The organism is Flavobacterium sp., from assembly GCF_023151265.1.
In the GTDB taxonomy this organism is placed as follows: Bacteria; Bacteroidota; Bacteroidia; order Flavobacteriales; family Flavobacteriaceae; genus Flavobacterium.
In genome coordinates, this window is the sequence record NZ_JAKLJH010000061.1 from 1 (window position 1) to 13,981 (window position 13,981).

13 protein-coding genes, 1 tRNA gene, 1 rRNA gene and 1 pseudogene are annotated in these 13,981 nt (G+C 32.5%); 10 read left to right on the forward strand and 6 right to left on the reverse strand.

The features are described 5' to 3' along the window. Positions 1–18 precede the first annotated feature (18 nt). Positions 19–128, forward strand: a 5S ribosomal RNA gene (gene rrf, locus L6Q46_RS07205). Positions 129–211: 83 nt separating this feature from the next. On the opposite strand, the gene L6Q46_RS07210 is transcribed toward rrf, so the two are convergent. Beyond that, positions 212–847, reverse strand: coding sequence for an endonuclease III (locus L6Q46_RS07210; RefSeq protein WP_291283739.1), 636 nt, complete (start codon positions 845–847; stop codon positions 212–214). Positions 848–922: 75 nt separating this feature from the next. Beyond that, positions 923–2,062 (reverse strand): acyl-CoA dehydrogenase, encoded by a 1,140-nt coding sequence (locus L6Q46_RS07215; RefSeq protein WP_291265143.1) that lies wholly within the window; start codon positions 2,060–2,062, stop codon positions 923–925. A gap of 96 nt (positions 2,063–2,158) precedes the next feature. Here L6Q46_RS07215 and L6Q46_RS07220 point away from each other — a divergent pair. The 9 genes and pseudogenes from L6Q46_RS07220 to L6Q46_RS07260 all read left to right on the forward strand — a co-directional run bounded on the left by L6Q46_RS07220 (position 2,159) and on the right by L6Q46_RS07260 (position 10,891). After that, a pseudogene (locus tag L6Q46_RS07220) lies at positions 2,159–3,220 on the forward strand (anhydro-N-acetylmuramic acid kinase). Positions 3,221–3,310: 90 nt separating this feature from the next. Then, the gene (locus tag L6Q46_RS07225) at positions 3,311–4,537 is read left to right on the forward strand and encodes a Glu/Leu/Phe/Val dehydrogenase dimerization domain-containing protein (protein WP_291283740.1); all 1,227 of its coding nucleotides are present in this window, start codon (positions 3,311–3,313) and stop codon (positions 4,535–4,537) included. Between the two features lie 13 nt (positions 4,538–4,550). Continuing rightward, entirely contained in the window at positions 4,551–5,924 is a 1,374-nt protein-coding gene (nhaD, locus tag L6Q46_RS07230) for a sodium:proton antiporter NhaD (protein ID WP_291283741.1), read from the forward strand. Between the two features lie 47 nt (positions 5,925–5,971). After that, on the forward strand, positions 5,972–6,676 hold the full coding sequence (locus tag L6Q46_RS07235; RefSeq protein WP_111567848.1) for a MotA/TolQ/ExbB proton channel family protein: 705 nt from the start codon (positions 5,972–5,974) through the stop codon (positions 6,674–6,676). Next, complete coding sequence (locus tag L6Q46_RS07240) at positions 6,676–7,071, forward strand: biopolymer transporter ExbD (RefSeq protein WP_111567847.1); 396 nt, start codon at positions 6,676–6,678, stop codon at positions 7,069–7,071. Before L6Q46_RS07235 ends, L6Q46_RS07240 begins: the two co-directional genes overlap by 1 nt. A 6-nt stretch (positions 7,072–7,077) precedes the next feature. Then, positions 7,078–7,884, forward strand: a complete 807-nt coding sequence (locus L6Q46_RS07245) for an energy transducer TonB (RefSeq protein ID WP_291283742.1) — start codon at positions 7,078–7,080, stop codon at positions 7,882–7,884. A gap of 127 nt (positions 7,885–8,011) precedes the next feature. Next, positions 8,012–9,226 (forward strand): folylpolyglutamate synthase/dihydrofolate synthase family protein, encoded by a 1,215-nt coding sequence (locus L6Q46_RS07250; protein ID WP_291283748.1) that lies wholly within the window; start codon positions 8,012–8,014, stop codon positions 9,224–9,226. A gap of 82 nt (positions 9,227–9,308) precedes the next feature. Further along, positions 9,309–9,383 (forward strand) — tRNA-Val (locus tag L6Q46_RS07255). 272 nt (positions 9,384–9,655) lie between these two features. Beyond that, positions 9,656–10,891, forward strand: a complete 1,236-nt coding sequence (locus L6Q46_RS07260) for a site-specific integrase (protein WP_291283743.1) — start codon at positions 9,656–9,658, stop codon at positions 10,889–10,891. Between the two features lie 290 nt (positions 10,892–11,181). Here the strand turns inward: L6Q46_RS07260 and L6Q46_RS07265 are convergent, their stop codons facing one another. The 4 genes from L6Q46_RS07265 to L6Q46_RS07280 form a co-directional block, all read right to left on the reverse strand. Then, on the reverse strand, positions 11,182–12,033 hold the full coding sequence (locus tag L6Q46_RS07265; protein ID WP_291283744.1) for a restriction endonuclease: 852 nt from the start codon (positions 12,031–12,033) through the stop codon (positions 11,182–11,184). A 481-nt stretch (positions 12,034–12,514) separates the two neighbouring features. Then, complete coding sequence (locus L6Q46_RS07270) at positions 12,515–12,703, reverse strand: hypothetical protein (protein ID WP_291283745.1); 189 nt, start codon at positions 12,701–12,703, stop codon at positions 12,515–12,517. Between the two features lie 22 nt (positions 12,704–12,725). Further along, positions 12,726–13,277, reverse strand: coding sequence for a hypothetical protein (locus tag L6Q46_RS07275; protein WP_291283746.1), 552 nt, complete (start codon positions 13,275–13,277; stop codon positions 12,726–12,728). Positions 13,278–13,597: 320 nt separating this feature from the next. Next, entirely contained in the window at positions 13,598–13,951 is a 354-nt protein-coding gene (locus L6Q46_RS07280) for a hypothetical protein (RefSeq protein WP_291283747.1), read from the reverse strand. Positions 13,952–13,981 lie beyond the last annotated feature (30 nt).

Sequence of the window (13,981 nt, forward strand, 5' to 3'; positions counted from 1 at the left end):
CAAAGCAATTTAACCTCTTAAGGTGGTTATTGCGTCGGGGCTCACCTCTTCCCATTCCGAACAGAGAAGTTAAGCCCGACTGCGCAGATGGTACTGCAGTTATGTGGGAGAGTATGTCGCCGCCTTTCTTTTGAAAAGCCTGTCTATATTTAGACAGGCTTTTTTGTTATGTATCATTTTTGAAACAACGAACTCAATAGGTTGGTTTTTTTTATTGGTTTAAGTTTTTAAAATAGTTACAATGTATATTTATCGGGCAATCATCACATTTTGGATTGGTTGGTCGGCAAATTTCTCTACCTAAAAAAGAGAAAGCCATTCCTATTTCGTTCCAAATTTCATAAGGGAGTTGTTGCATTAATAGTTTTTCGATTTTATTTCCATCTTCATATTTTGGTGTTAAACCAATTCTTGGTACGACCCTAATAACATGTAAATCAACTATTATGCCTTCAGCTTTTTGATTGGTTTCTCTTAATATTACATTCGCGGATTTTCTTCCAATACCTTTTAAAGCGACTAAATCTGTTAAGTTTGTTGGAATATTGTTGTCAGTTTTTAATAATTGTGCTAATTCAATTATCCAATTTGTCTTTGTGGGATAATTTTTGACTTTTGTAAAATATGGGGTGATTTCTTCAATACTTGAATTTGAAATACTTTCCAGATTAGGATGTTTTTCAAAGAAAGGAATAGTAATATTGTTAATATTTGCATCCGAATCTTGAGCAGATAAAATTACCATTGTCAGTAATTGATAGGTATTGTTATAGTTTAGAGGATGCTTTCTTCCTTTATATTTGTCAATTAATGGTTCTAGATTTTCTTTCCAATTTTCAAATAGCATTTTTATTTTAAAGGTAATAAAAAAAAAGAGTTCAACTTGATTGCTGAACTCCTTTAGTAAATTATTTTATTTTGATTATTTTACTAAACCTCTTGAAATAACAATTCTTTGAATTTCTGAAGTTCCTTCGTAAATCTGAGTGATTTTAGAATCACGCATCATTCTTTCTACGTGGTATTCGCTTACGTAACCATTACCTCCGTGAATTTGTACAGCATCGTTTGCTACTTCTAAAGCGATTTCTGAAGCGTATAATTTTGCCATAGCACCTGAATGTGCAATATCTTCACCATTGTCTTTTTCAGATGCTGCTTTGTGAATTAGCAATCTTGCGCATGTAATTTTAACATGCATATCCGCTAATTTGAAAGCAATAGCTTGGTGATTGAAAATTGGTTTTCCAAAAGCTACACGCTCTTGTGAATATTTCAATGCTAATTCGTATGCTCCTTGTGCAATTCCTAAGGCTTGAGATGCAATTCCGATACGTCCTCCGTTTAAAGTTGACATCGCGAAAGCAAATCCAAATCCGTCAGCACCAATTCTATTTTCTTTTGGAACTTTTACATCATTAAATAATAAAGTATGTGTGTCTGATCCGCGGATTCCCATTTTCTTTTCTTTTGGACCTACTTCAAAACCTGGCATTCCTTTTTCAACGATAAGAACGTTGATTCCTTTGTGTCCTTTTGAAGCATCGGTTTGTGCAATTACTAAATAAGTAGAAGCTGTTCCACCATTTGTAATCCAGTTTTTAGTTCCGTTTACTAAATAATGGTCTCCCATGTCAATAGCTGTAGTTCTTTGCGATGTTGCATCTGAACCTGCTTCTGGTTCTGATAAACAGAAAGCTCCAATTACTTCTCCTTTTGCTAACGGAGTTAAATATTTTATTTTTTGCTCTTCTGAACCGTATTTTTCTAAACCAGCACAAACTAGTGAGTTGTTTACCGACATGATTACCGCTGCAGAAGCATCTACTTTTGCAATTTCTTCCATAGCTAAAACATAAGACAAACTGTCTAAACCAGCTCCTCCGTATTTTGGATCAACCATCATTCCTAAGAACCCAAGTTCTCCCATCATTTTCACTTGTTCTGTTGGAAATTTTGAATGTTCGTCTCTTTCAATAACTCCAGGTAATAATTCTGTTTGAGCAAAATCTCTAGCAGCTTGCTGAATCATTAAATGCTCTTCGGTTAATTTAAAATCCATATTATTTAGATGTAATGTTTGTTTATTTTGTAATTTCAGGAACCAAATGTAAAGATTAATTACCAAATTTTCAATAACAATTTGTAATTTTAACCCATGTTTAAAGAAAACTACAACGTTATCGGAGTTATGTCGGGCACATCGTTAGATGGAGTCGATTTGGCCTATATAAAATTCAAAAATTAAGGTCGTTGGACGTTTGAAATTTTTCAATCCGAAACTGTTTCGTACTCGGAAGAATGGCTTATTAAATTGAAAAATGCGATTCATTTTAGTTCATCAGAATTAGAAGGATTGAATGTCGCTTATACCCAACTTTTAGCTTCGATAATTTTTGAATTTATTTCTAAAAATCTGCTAACTGAAATCGATGCCGTTTGTAGTCATGGTCACACAATCTTGCATCAACCTCAAAACGGATTTACACTTCAAATTGGTAATCTTCCTATAATTCGAGATTTAGTTAATCAAACAATTGTTTGTGATTTTAGGGTTCAAGATGTACAACTAGGTGGTCAAGGCGCGCCATTGGTTCCAATTGGTGATGAATTACTTTTTTCGGAATATGATTATTGTTTGAATTTAGGAGGATTTTCGAATGTGTCTTTTAATGAAAATGGTAACCGAATTGCTTTTGATATTTCGCCTGTGAATACCGTTTTAAATTTCTATGCGAATGAATTAGGCTTTCCTTATGATGATGCCGGGGATTTTGCAAAATCTGGAAATATCAATCAAGATTTATTGCAACAATTGAATGATTTGGAATTCTATGCTTTGCCTTATCCAAAATCATTGGGAATGGAATTTGTAAACGCGAAAATTTTTCCTTTAATAAACTCGTTTTCAATTGATGTAAAAGATAAACTTCGCACTTTTGTAGAACATATTGCTATTCAAATTGCAAACATTTGTTCAAAACCAAATACAAAATTATTTATAACAGGAGGAGGCGCTTATAATCGATTTTTAATTGAGAGATTGCGTAATTATTTACCTACAACGGAGGTTTTAATTCCCGATGATAAAACCATTCAATTTAAAGAAGCGTTAATTTTTGGATTTTTAGGAGTTTTACGATTACGAGATGAAATTAATGTATTGTCCTCAGTAACAGGAGCTAGTAAAAATCATTCGACAGGAGTTGTATTTAATTGAATGTTATAAAAAACTAAAAATTAGAGTTTAGGCTTTAGTCCTTAAACAGATTATGTATATTTGTAAAACGAATAAAATTTAACCAACACAATGAAAGATTTATTAAAGAAATTTGAAAACAAAGAACCAGAAATAGTATTTAATTGGAAAGACCCTGAAACAGATGCAGAAGGATGGACAGTAATCAACTCATTAAGAGGTGGAGCTGCAGGTGGTGGAACTCGTATGCGTAAGGGATTAGATATGAACGAAGTACTTTCGTTAGCTAAAACAATGGAAGTTAAGTTTTCAGTTTCAGGACCAGCTATTGGTGGTGCTAAATCAGGAATTAATTTTGACCCAAACGATCCAAGAAAAAAAGGTGTTTTAGAAAGATGGTATAAAGCGGTTTCTCCGTTATTAAAAAATTACTACGGAACTGGTGGTGATTTAAATGTAGATGAAATTCACGAAGTTATCCCAATGACAGAAGACTGTGGTGTTTGGCATCCACAAGAAGGTGTTTTTAATGGTCACTTTAAACCAACAGAAGCTGATAAAATCAATAGAATTGGTCAATTACGTCAAGGTGTAATTAAAGTGATTGAAAATCCAAATTTCTCTCCAGATGTAAATAGAAAATATACAGTAGCTGATATGATTACTGGTTACGGAGTGGCAGAAGCAGTTCGTCATTATTATACTATTTATGGTGGTGATGTTAAAGGAAAGAAAGCTATCGTTCAAGGTTTTGGAAACGTAGGTTCGGCAGCTGCTTTTTATTTAGCACAAATGGGAGCTAAAGTGGTTGGAATCATCGACAGAGATGGTGGTGTTATCAACGAAAACGGATTTTCATTCGAAGAAATTACAACATTATTCTTGAATAAAGATGGGAATAAATTAGTAGCAGATAACATGATTCCGTTTGCTGAAATCAATGAAAAGATTTGGTCAATGGGTGCTCAAGTTTTTGCTCCTTGTGCAGCTTCAAGATTGGTTACTAAAGAACAAGTAGACAGTATGATTGCTTCTGGATTGGAAGTAATTTCAAGTGGTGCAAATGTTCCGTTTGCTGATAAAGAAATTTTCTTTGGTCCAATTATGGAAGAAACGGATAAAAAAGTAAGTTTAATTCCTGACTTCATTGCAAATTGCGGAATGGCAAGAGTTTTTGCTTATTTCATGGAGAAAAAAGTACAAATGACAGATGAAGCTATTTTCTCTGATACTTCAAACAGAATCAAAAATGCAATTCAAAATGCACATGCTATAAATTCAGATAAAAAGAATATTAGTGCAACTGCTTTTGAAATTGCTTTGAAACAACTTGTATAAAAATAAATAAATCATGGAAGCAATATTAATACTTCTATTCGTTATTGGATATTTGTCAATAACACTTGAGCATCCTTTAAAATTAGATAAAACCGTTCCAGCACTATTAATGGCCTCTCTAATGTGGGCTTTATTAGCTATTGGTTTTCACAAAGGTTGGTTTTCTGTAATTGATGGTTATGGGACAGTTTTTAATATTAATTCCACTGATATTCATCAACAAGAGCATGGTTTTGAAGGTTTACTTTTACATCATGTTGGTAAAGTAGCCGAAATTTTGATTTTCTTAATTGGAGCTATGACTATTGTTGAGTTAATCGATTTACATAGAGGTTTTGACGTATTGAAAGATATGGTGAAAACCAAAAGTAAAATCAGACTTTTATGGATTACTGGAATTGTAGGGTTCATATTATCTGCTGTTATTGATAACCTTACAGCTACAATTGTATTGATATCTTTATTGAGAAAATTAGTCCAAAATAGAGAAGAGCGTATTTGGTATGCTTCTTTAATTGTTATTGCGGCAAATGCAGGAGGAGCTTGGTCTCCAATTGGAGATGTTACAACTACAATGTTGTGGATTGCTAAAAAAGTAACTGCTGGAGGTTTGTCGGAATATATTATTGTTCCAGCAATTTTATGTTTTATTGTACCATTCGCTTTAGCTTCAAGAATGAAAGTTTTTAAAGGAGAAATTGAAGTTGATGAAAAAAGTCATGAAGATCGTGAGCGTTTACTAAGTAGTAAAACGATGCTTTGGTTAGGATTAGGAGCAATTGTTTTTGTGCCAATTTTTAAAACTTTAACTCACTTGCCTCCTTATGTAGGTATGATGTTGAGTTTAGCTGTTGTGTGGATGGTATCTGAATATATTCATCCAGAAGATAATTTTGATAAAAGCAGAAAGCATTTATATTCTGCAAATAAAGCTTTATCAAGAATTGAAATATCGAGTATTTTATTTTTCTTAGGAATCTTAATGGCAGTAGCCGCTTTAGAAAGTTTAGTTTTTGGTTCTATAAATGGGCAAGAGGTTGGAACTTTACGTTTTGCTGCTGAAAGTATTTCAAATGCAATACCAAGTATGGATGTTGTGGTAATTCTATTAGGAATTTTGTCAGCTGTAATTGACAATGTACCACTAGTTGCAGCTTCAATGGGAATGTATACTTATGAAATTGATCATTCAATTTGGCATTTCATAGCATATTCTGCTGGAACAGGAGGAAGTATGTTGATTATTGGTTCTGCTGCAGGTGTTGCTGCAATGGGAATGGAAAAAATCGATTTTATTTGGTATTTAAAAAAAATAACTTGGTTAGCTTTCGCTGGATTTATAACAGGAGCAATGGCTTTCTTATTTATAGAACATTATATTAGATAACAATAATTAATTTTAATCTACGTTTTAATTACAAATTAGATATAAGTATGAGTTTATTTCTTCAAGCCGATAGTTTAGCAGTAGCTAGCCAAGTAATAGCAGACGAACAAGTAACAGAAAAAACATTATCAATATGGAGTTTACTTACCAGTGGAGGCATTGGTGGTCAAATTATCATGATTGTTCTATTTCTTCAACTTTTCTTTGCATTGTTTTTGTATTTTGAACGTTTGATGGCAATTAATAAAGCTTCAAAAATAGATGCTAGTTTTATGAATAATATTAAAATGAATATTATGTCAGGTAAACTAGATGCTGCAAAAATGTTATGTGCGCAAACTAATTCGCCTGTAGCTCGATTAATTGAAAAAGGAATTTCTCGTATTGGAAAACCTTTGGAAGATATTAATACAGCAATTGAAAACGCAGGTAATTTAGAGTTGTATAAATTGGAGAAAAACACGAGTATGTTGGCAACTATTTCAGGAGCGGGACCAATGGTTGGTTTTCTTGGAACTGTTGTTGGTATGATTCTTGCTTTTCATGAAATGGCAAGTGGAGGAGGTCAAATTGAAGTTGGTGTTTTAGCTGAAGGAATTTATACCGCGATGACCACTACAGTAGTTGGATTGGTTGTTGGTATTATTGCTTATGTTGGTTATAACCATTTAGTTGTAAAAACCAATAAAGTAGTTAACCAAATGGAAGCTAATGCAGTAGATTTCTTAGATTTATTAAATGAGCCTGTATAATGAGGATAGGAAAAAATAAAAATAAAGTATCAACAGAATTCAATATGTCGTCAATGACTGACATAGTTTTCTTGTTACTTATCTTTTTTATGCTTACTTCAACAATGGTAACTACTAATGCGTTAGATTTAGTATTGCCAAAAGCTAAAGGGAAAACAGATAGTAATAAAAGTACTGCAGTTAGTATTGATGAGGATTTGAATTTTTTTATTGATAAAGAAAAAGTAAACGAAGCCGATTTGGAAAACCAGTTAATCGCTTTGCTTGCAAATGCTGAAAATAAAGCCATTATTTTGCGTGCAGAAAAATCAGTTCCGCATGAAAAAGTTGTTAAAGTGATGGATATTGCTTATCGTAATCAAATTAAAATGGTGGTAGCTGTTAATCCAAAATAATCAGAAATGAAATTTTTAGAAACACCAGAAGAGAAAAAATCTTTCACAATAACGTCAGTTATTTTTGTGATACTTTTTCTGTTGTTTACTATTTTCGGATTAACCTACATGGATCCGCCACCAGAAAACGGAATTGCTGTTAACTTTGGAACTAGCGATACAGGTAGTGGTGAGATTCAACCAACAGAACCAGTGCAAATGTCACCTGATCAAGCACAATCTGAACCTGTTCCGGCAGAAGAAGACGATGTGTTAACGCAAGATGAAGAAGCACCAATAACATTACCAAAAAAAGAAGTTAAAAAGCCAGTTGTTAAGCCTTCTGAAAATAAGCCTGTGGTAAAACCTACAGAAACTAAACCTGTAAAGCCAAGTAATAGCGCGCTAAATAGCATTTTGAAAGGACCAAAACAAGATGGAACCTCACAATCAGGTCATGGAGATGATGATTCTGGGGGTGATAAAGGCAATCCAAATGGAAGCTTATATGCTAATAGTTTTTATGGAAGTGGCTCAGGCGACGGAATAGGAACTGGAAAAGGAACTGGTTGGGGATTAGCCGGAAGAAAATTATCTGGAAACAGTAAAAGGGTGCAAGATTGTAACGAATCTGGAAAGGTTGTGGTTAAGATTTGGGTAAATCGTCAAGGAAATGTTATAAAAGCAGAACGTTCTCAAGGGACAACTAATACCAATCCTTGTTTAGTAAATCCAGCATTAGAAACGGCTAAAACTTTCAAATGGCAACCCGATGCTAATGCGCCCGAAACTCAAATTGGTTTTGTGGTAGTGAATTTTCAAGTAGGAGAATAACCAAGAATACTAATAGTTGGCTCTCTAACCCCGATAGTAATGAAAATCCAATGCGCTAGCATTGATTGTAATGGATAGCGGGAATATGGATGGCAAGAAAGCCCAAATCTTCGTTTTAAATATTAAAATGACTTACAAAGAAACTACAGATTGGATGTTTGCTCAGTTGCCTATGTTTCAAATGCAAGGCGCTTCGGCTTATAAAAAGGATTTGACCAATACGTATTTATTGGTAGAACATTTAAAGCATCCAGAAACTAAATTTAAATCCATTCACGTGGCAGGAACCAATGGAAAAGGTTCTACATCGTCTATGATTGCTTCGATTCTTCAAGAAGCTGGATATAAAGTGGGTTTGTACACTTCTCCACATTTAAAAGATTTTCGCGAACGAATCCGCATCAATGGTGAAATGATTTCTGAAAATTTTGTGGTTGATTTTATTTCGGTAAATAAATTGTTTTTTGAGGCTAATCAGTTGAGTTTTTTTGAAATGACTGTAGGTTTAGCCTTTGATTATTTTGCGAAGGAACGAGTTGATGTAGCAGTGATTGAAGTTGGGATGGGAGGAAGATTGGATTCTACCAATGTAATTACACCTTTGGTTTCAGTAATTACTAACATAGGTTTTGATCATACTCAGTTTTTAGGAGAAACGTTACCAAAAATTGCTACAGAAAAAGCAGGAATTATCAAATCAAATGTGCCTGTTGTAGTTGGCGAATATTCGGAAGAAACAAAACCAGTTTTTATTGCTAAAGCGAAATTAGAAAGTGCACCGATATATTTTGCTCAAGAGAATCCAGAAGTTATTTACGAATGTGCTTTGTTAGGCGATTATCAAGTTCATAACAAGAAAACAGTGCTTCAAGCTATTGAATTATTGCAATCACAATTTGATATCGAAGAGAAACATATTAAGTTAGGCTTGAAAAATGTAATTCAAAACACAGGATTACTCGGTAGATGGCAAATCTTAAAACAAAAGCCTTTTACAGTTTGCGATACCGCTCACAACAGTCATGGATTAAAAATTGTATTAAACCAAATTCAAAAACATCAATTTGAAACGCTTCATGTGGTTTTAGGTGTTGTAAATGATAAAGATTTAGACTCGATTTTACCTTTATTTCAGAAAAACGCCAAATATTATTTTTGTAAACCAAATGTGCCTCGCGGATTAGATGCTGAAATTTTAAAACAAAGAGCTAGTGATTTTGGTTTGTTTGGTAAAGTATTTAATTCGGTATCAGAAGCTTATGAATCAGCATCAAATTCGGCAAATGATTCTGATTTTATTTACATAGGCGGAAGTACTTTTGTGGTGGCAGAAATTGTGTAATTTTTTTTCAAAAACACTTGCATTTATAAATATTCAGTGTATATTTGCACTCGCAATACGGTAATAGTAAAGCATCTTATTGGGGCGATTAGCTCAGCTGGTTCAGAGCACCTCGTTTACACCGAGGGGGTCGGGGGTTCGAACCCCTCATCGCCCACACATTTAAAAACAAATGGTCACAAAAGCCGATAAATCTTAAGATTTATCGGCTTTTTGCTTTGGGTCATATACCAAATTATTCATTCAATCTTAATGCGAAAGGGACAAAATCGAGACCCTAAAAATTTTTACAATTTTGGGTCTCGCTAAATTCTCTCAAGCACTGTAAACACTGTACTAACAACCAGTTTAATACTGGTTCAAAAAGTGTACATCTTGTTTGCTAAAACTTTAAAAATTAAATTGAATAGTAATTAAAAGGTCACCACCATGAAAGCAAAAATCACTGTGCATGCTTATGCAAAAACTTCCAAAGCTAACAAAAACGGTCAATTGCCAATTTATTTCAGGTTGACTGTAAACGGAGAGCGTTTTGAATTCAGTACCAAGAAATTCATTGAAAAATCAAAATGGTCATCGGAACAATCAAAAATGAAAGGCAACTCAGATGAAGCTAGGTCATTAAATAACTACCTAGATTTAATCAAATCAAAGGTTTTTGATATTCAAATGGAATTACTTCACAAGAATGAAGAACTATCAATAGAAAATTTTAAATCAAGACTGACCGGAACACATGAACGTGAGCGAATGATCATTCCAATTTATCAAACCCATAATGATAAAATTAAAGACCTCATTGGAAATGGTTACGCTTATGGAACTTTGGAGCGATTTAAAATCTCATTAAAACACCTTCAGGAATTCATTCTTTGGAAATACAACGTGAATGATATCAGCATCAATAAAATCGACTATGCCTTTGTAACCGAGTTTGAATTTTATTTAAGAAGTGTAAAAAAATGCAACAACAATACAGCTGTCAAATATGTTAGAAATTTTAGAAAAATCATTAAGATATGCCTAGATAATGACTGGTTAGACAAAGACCCTACTACTCGATATGAAGGTAAAATGAAAGAAGTTGAAAGAGACTTTTTGACTGAAGAGGAATTGTTGAAAATCTACAACAAGAAAATTTCATCAGAAAGACTACAACTAGTTAGAGATATTTTCATTTTTTCATGCTACACCGGTTTAGCCTACATTGATGTCAAAGGATTGAAAAAAGATCATATTGGAATCGGCATTGATGGCGAAAAATGGATTTTCAAAAACCGTCAAAAAACAGAAACAAAATCTAAAATTCCAATTTTACCAATAGCTGAAGAAATTATTGAAAAATATAGCAATCATCCTAAATGCTTACATGAGAATAGCATTTTGCCAATACTCACTAACCAAAAAATGAATGCTTATTTAAAGGAAATTGGAGACTTATGCGATATTCCAAAAGAAATAACTTTCCACATGGCCAGACATACGTTTGCTACTTCTGTAACATTGACAAATGGAGTGCCTATTGAAACAGTTAGCAAAATGCTAGGACACAAAAATTTGCATACGACACAACATTATGCCAAAGTGTTGGATAGAAAAGTAAGTGAGGATATGTCTTTATTAAAAAATAAATTATCTATACAAGCTATTTCTAAAAGCTCATAAATTGAATAGAATCTTACAACACTAATTCCCGAATTCAACACCATGAATTCGGGAATTTAACACCTATGAATTTGTGAGATAAAACTATTTTCTTCTCATTCGAAAAAAGTTAAAAATTATAGTATTGCATTCTAGAATCAAACACCACGAATTCCAGAATCCAATACTGTAAAATCCAGTAAATTCAATTGCTTACATTGTTTTTAAAAAAGCAAATGATAGAGTAGTAAATTCCCGAATTTAACACATCAAATTCAGAGAAGCATCGCTTAAAAAACGGGTATAAATATTTACTTATGTTCTATAATTATTCCATTTTCCGAAAAAGAAAATGTTCGCTCTTCAAAAATAGATTTCATTAATAACCACACTTTGTCAACAATAGTATATTTTAAATTACGATCGTCATCGCTTTCAGTGAGTTGACCAGTAAATAGTATTTCGTCTAAATCTACTTTTTCTCCAGTTTTTCGATTTAATAAAATGCTACTTGGAATTTTATACTTTCCAGTTAACGGCTTAGTTTTATCATTTAGACGATTAATTTGTTTTCTAAAATCATTTACATAATCATAAAAGGCAACCTGATTTCCGTTCTTGAGTATAATGGTAAAGTCGAAATAATCGAATTCGTGTTTAATTTCAATTTTCCTATTGTCACCTATGTCAATACTTATTATTTCTGGTCGCGTTCTATGTATTTTGATGTTCAAATCAAGAGTTGCAATATCAATTTGATGACTGTTACCCTGCAAGTCTTTCTCTTCATATTCTCGAAGATGGACTATCCCTATATTTTTATGCTTTGCATATTGAATACCATCACGTGTGAAACCGCTTTTTGAAACAATAATTCCTTTGCTGATTCCGGTATCTTCAAGTATTTGTACAAGCTTCATAACAATATCCTTGCTAACCTTTTTTTTCCAGTATTTACATTCTATGGCTGTTTCATAGGTATGGCTGCCTTCGCTATGCGATGTAATAACATCTATCTGATGACTAACTCCTGATTTCCCAGCTACTTTACAGTCATTCCCATAACCTTTTACCGTAACTCCAGATTGCTTACCTAAAGTTTCGTAGATATATTTTGTAATAGATTCGTAAGTTTTCCAATCTAAGGCATTTGCTTTAGGCATAACTGTTTGTTTAAAAGGTATATTTCAGACTTCCATTAAGTTATATCAAAGATATATAACATTTTGATAGGATATAAAACAAAAAAAGACACCTAAGCATCTCTATTTCTTCCTATTCTTCCAACTATCATTCCGTTTATACCCATTCCGTTGCTCATAAATCCAACCTCTTATGTAGAGACCCACGACCCAAGCAACTATAAAACCTAAAATCTTATACCATTCCATTCCTCAAAAATAGAACAGTATTAAAAAGTGAAGTAGTGCTAAAAGGCTTTAATCCCGAATTGACAAGAAGCTATTCCAATTTAACAAGTTTATAAACATAAAAAAAGATGCCCAAGCATCTTTCATTATTCTCTTATTTTATTAGCAGCTATAGCTATCAAATACACTTTGTATATTTTATCGATAATATATTATAAAAAATGCCCACTTATGAAGTGAGCACTATATAATTAATATTCTTAATTTTTACATTCTATTCTTTCGCTAATTTAATAGCAATAGAAAGCTCTTTTCTAAAAACTTTTGCATCTCTTTCTGTTCGAATAGACTTAGATAAATTATCATTAACCATTCTGTTAGAACTCTTAGCAATAGAATTAGAAACACTACCTTTAGCCAATGCTTTAAGATTAGTAATCTTATTTTGAACTGTTTGTCTCATAGTACAAAGGTATTAATTTATTTTAAATATTTAGAGAAAAGATATAATATCTATATAAATCTCTAGGATTTCTTTTTAAATCAAATGGTTCAGGTCTTGGTTTAAAAAGTGGTAATCCGTCACTATCTCTTTCAATATCTGTGCCATTTCTTAGTAGTTTAACATACCAATCAACACCAACTGTAACGATGGTATCAGATAGAGTGTCGCTATTATACCTAAACATCCTATGATAAAGATAGGCTCTTCTCTCATCAGAACCATCTATCCCTATAGAATAGTTTTCTTCCTTATTAACCTCTAAAAATGTTATAGCAAAAAGAAGTATAGTCGAAAAAACTTTGTTTATGTTATGATGAGGTACAGCAATTGAGTCATTTATTTCATTATCATCTCCTAAAGGTCCAAATGCTAAATTAAATACATTAGGTAAAAAAGGATCAGGGTGTTCACTTATCAAGACATGCATCTCTAAGTTTGTACTATCTTTTAGTGGAGAAATAAACGTAAATCTTTTAAAATCTTCACTGGCAGAAACAGCATCATAGGTATCATCTAAGTCAATTTTTATCATGTAAAACTTTTATTTTATTATCAAAACCTAAAATCTTATACCATTCCATTCCTCAAAAATAGAACAGTGCTCTGAGAATGCTAGTATTCTCAAAGCAGTTAATCCCGAATTGACAAGAAGTTATCCCAAATTGACAAGTATACAAACAAAATAAAGATGCCTAATTATCTATTTATTTTTTTGAGACATTGCCGATTCTTAACTTCGTGAATTTAACTTTTAAACAAAGTACAAAGACCAAGCACTAATCAAAACTTTGATTTTATATCAAACATGTAATACTTGATTTTAAAAGTATTATTAACTTATTAAACTTGAATTCATTCTCTTTTTTGTAAATTATTTTTAAGAATTATTTTCTCAATATTTTGCTGCATTTCTTTAAGTCCAATTTGGTCATTATTGCCTTTACAAAATCCAAAAGAAAAATTTCCATCATCTTCTTCTTGAATATAATAAGATTTACCTTTCCAATTTATATAAATCCAAGGAATATCATCTGAACTGTCACGATATTCAACATTTTTCGATTCTTTCTTTAGTTCCAAAAATAAGGCATATGAGTGCAAATTCCAGTGATATTGACCACCCAATTCCAATTTAAAGTGACCACCTGATTCCAATTCAAAATGACCACCTAATTTCGGAGCAAAATGACCACCTCCATTTTTCATTAAAAACTACTTTTTTTCTTGTGTTAATTT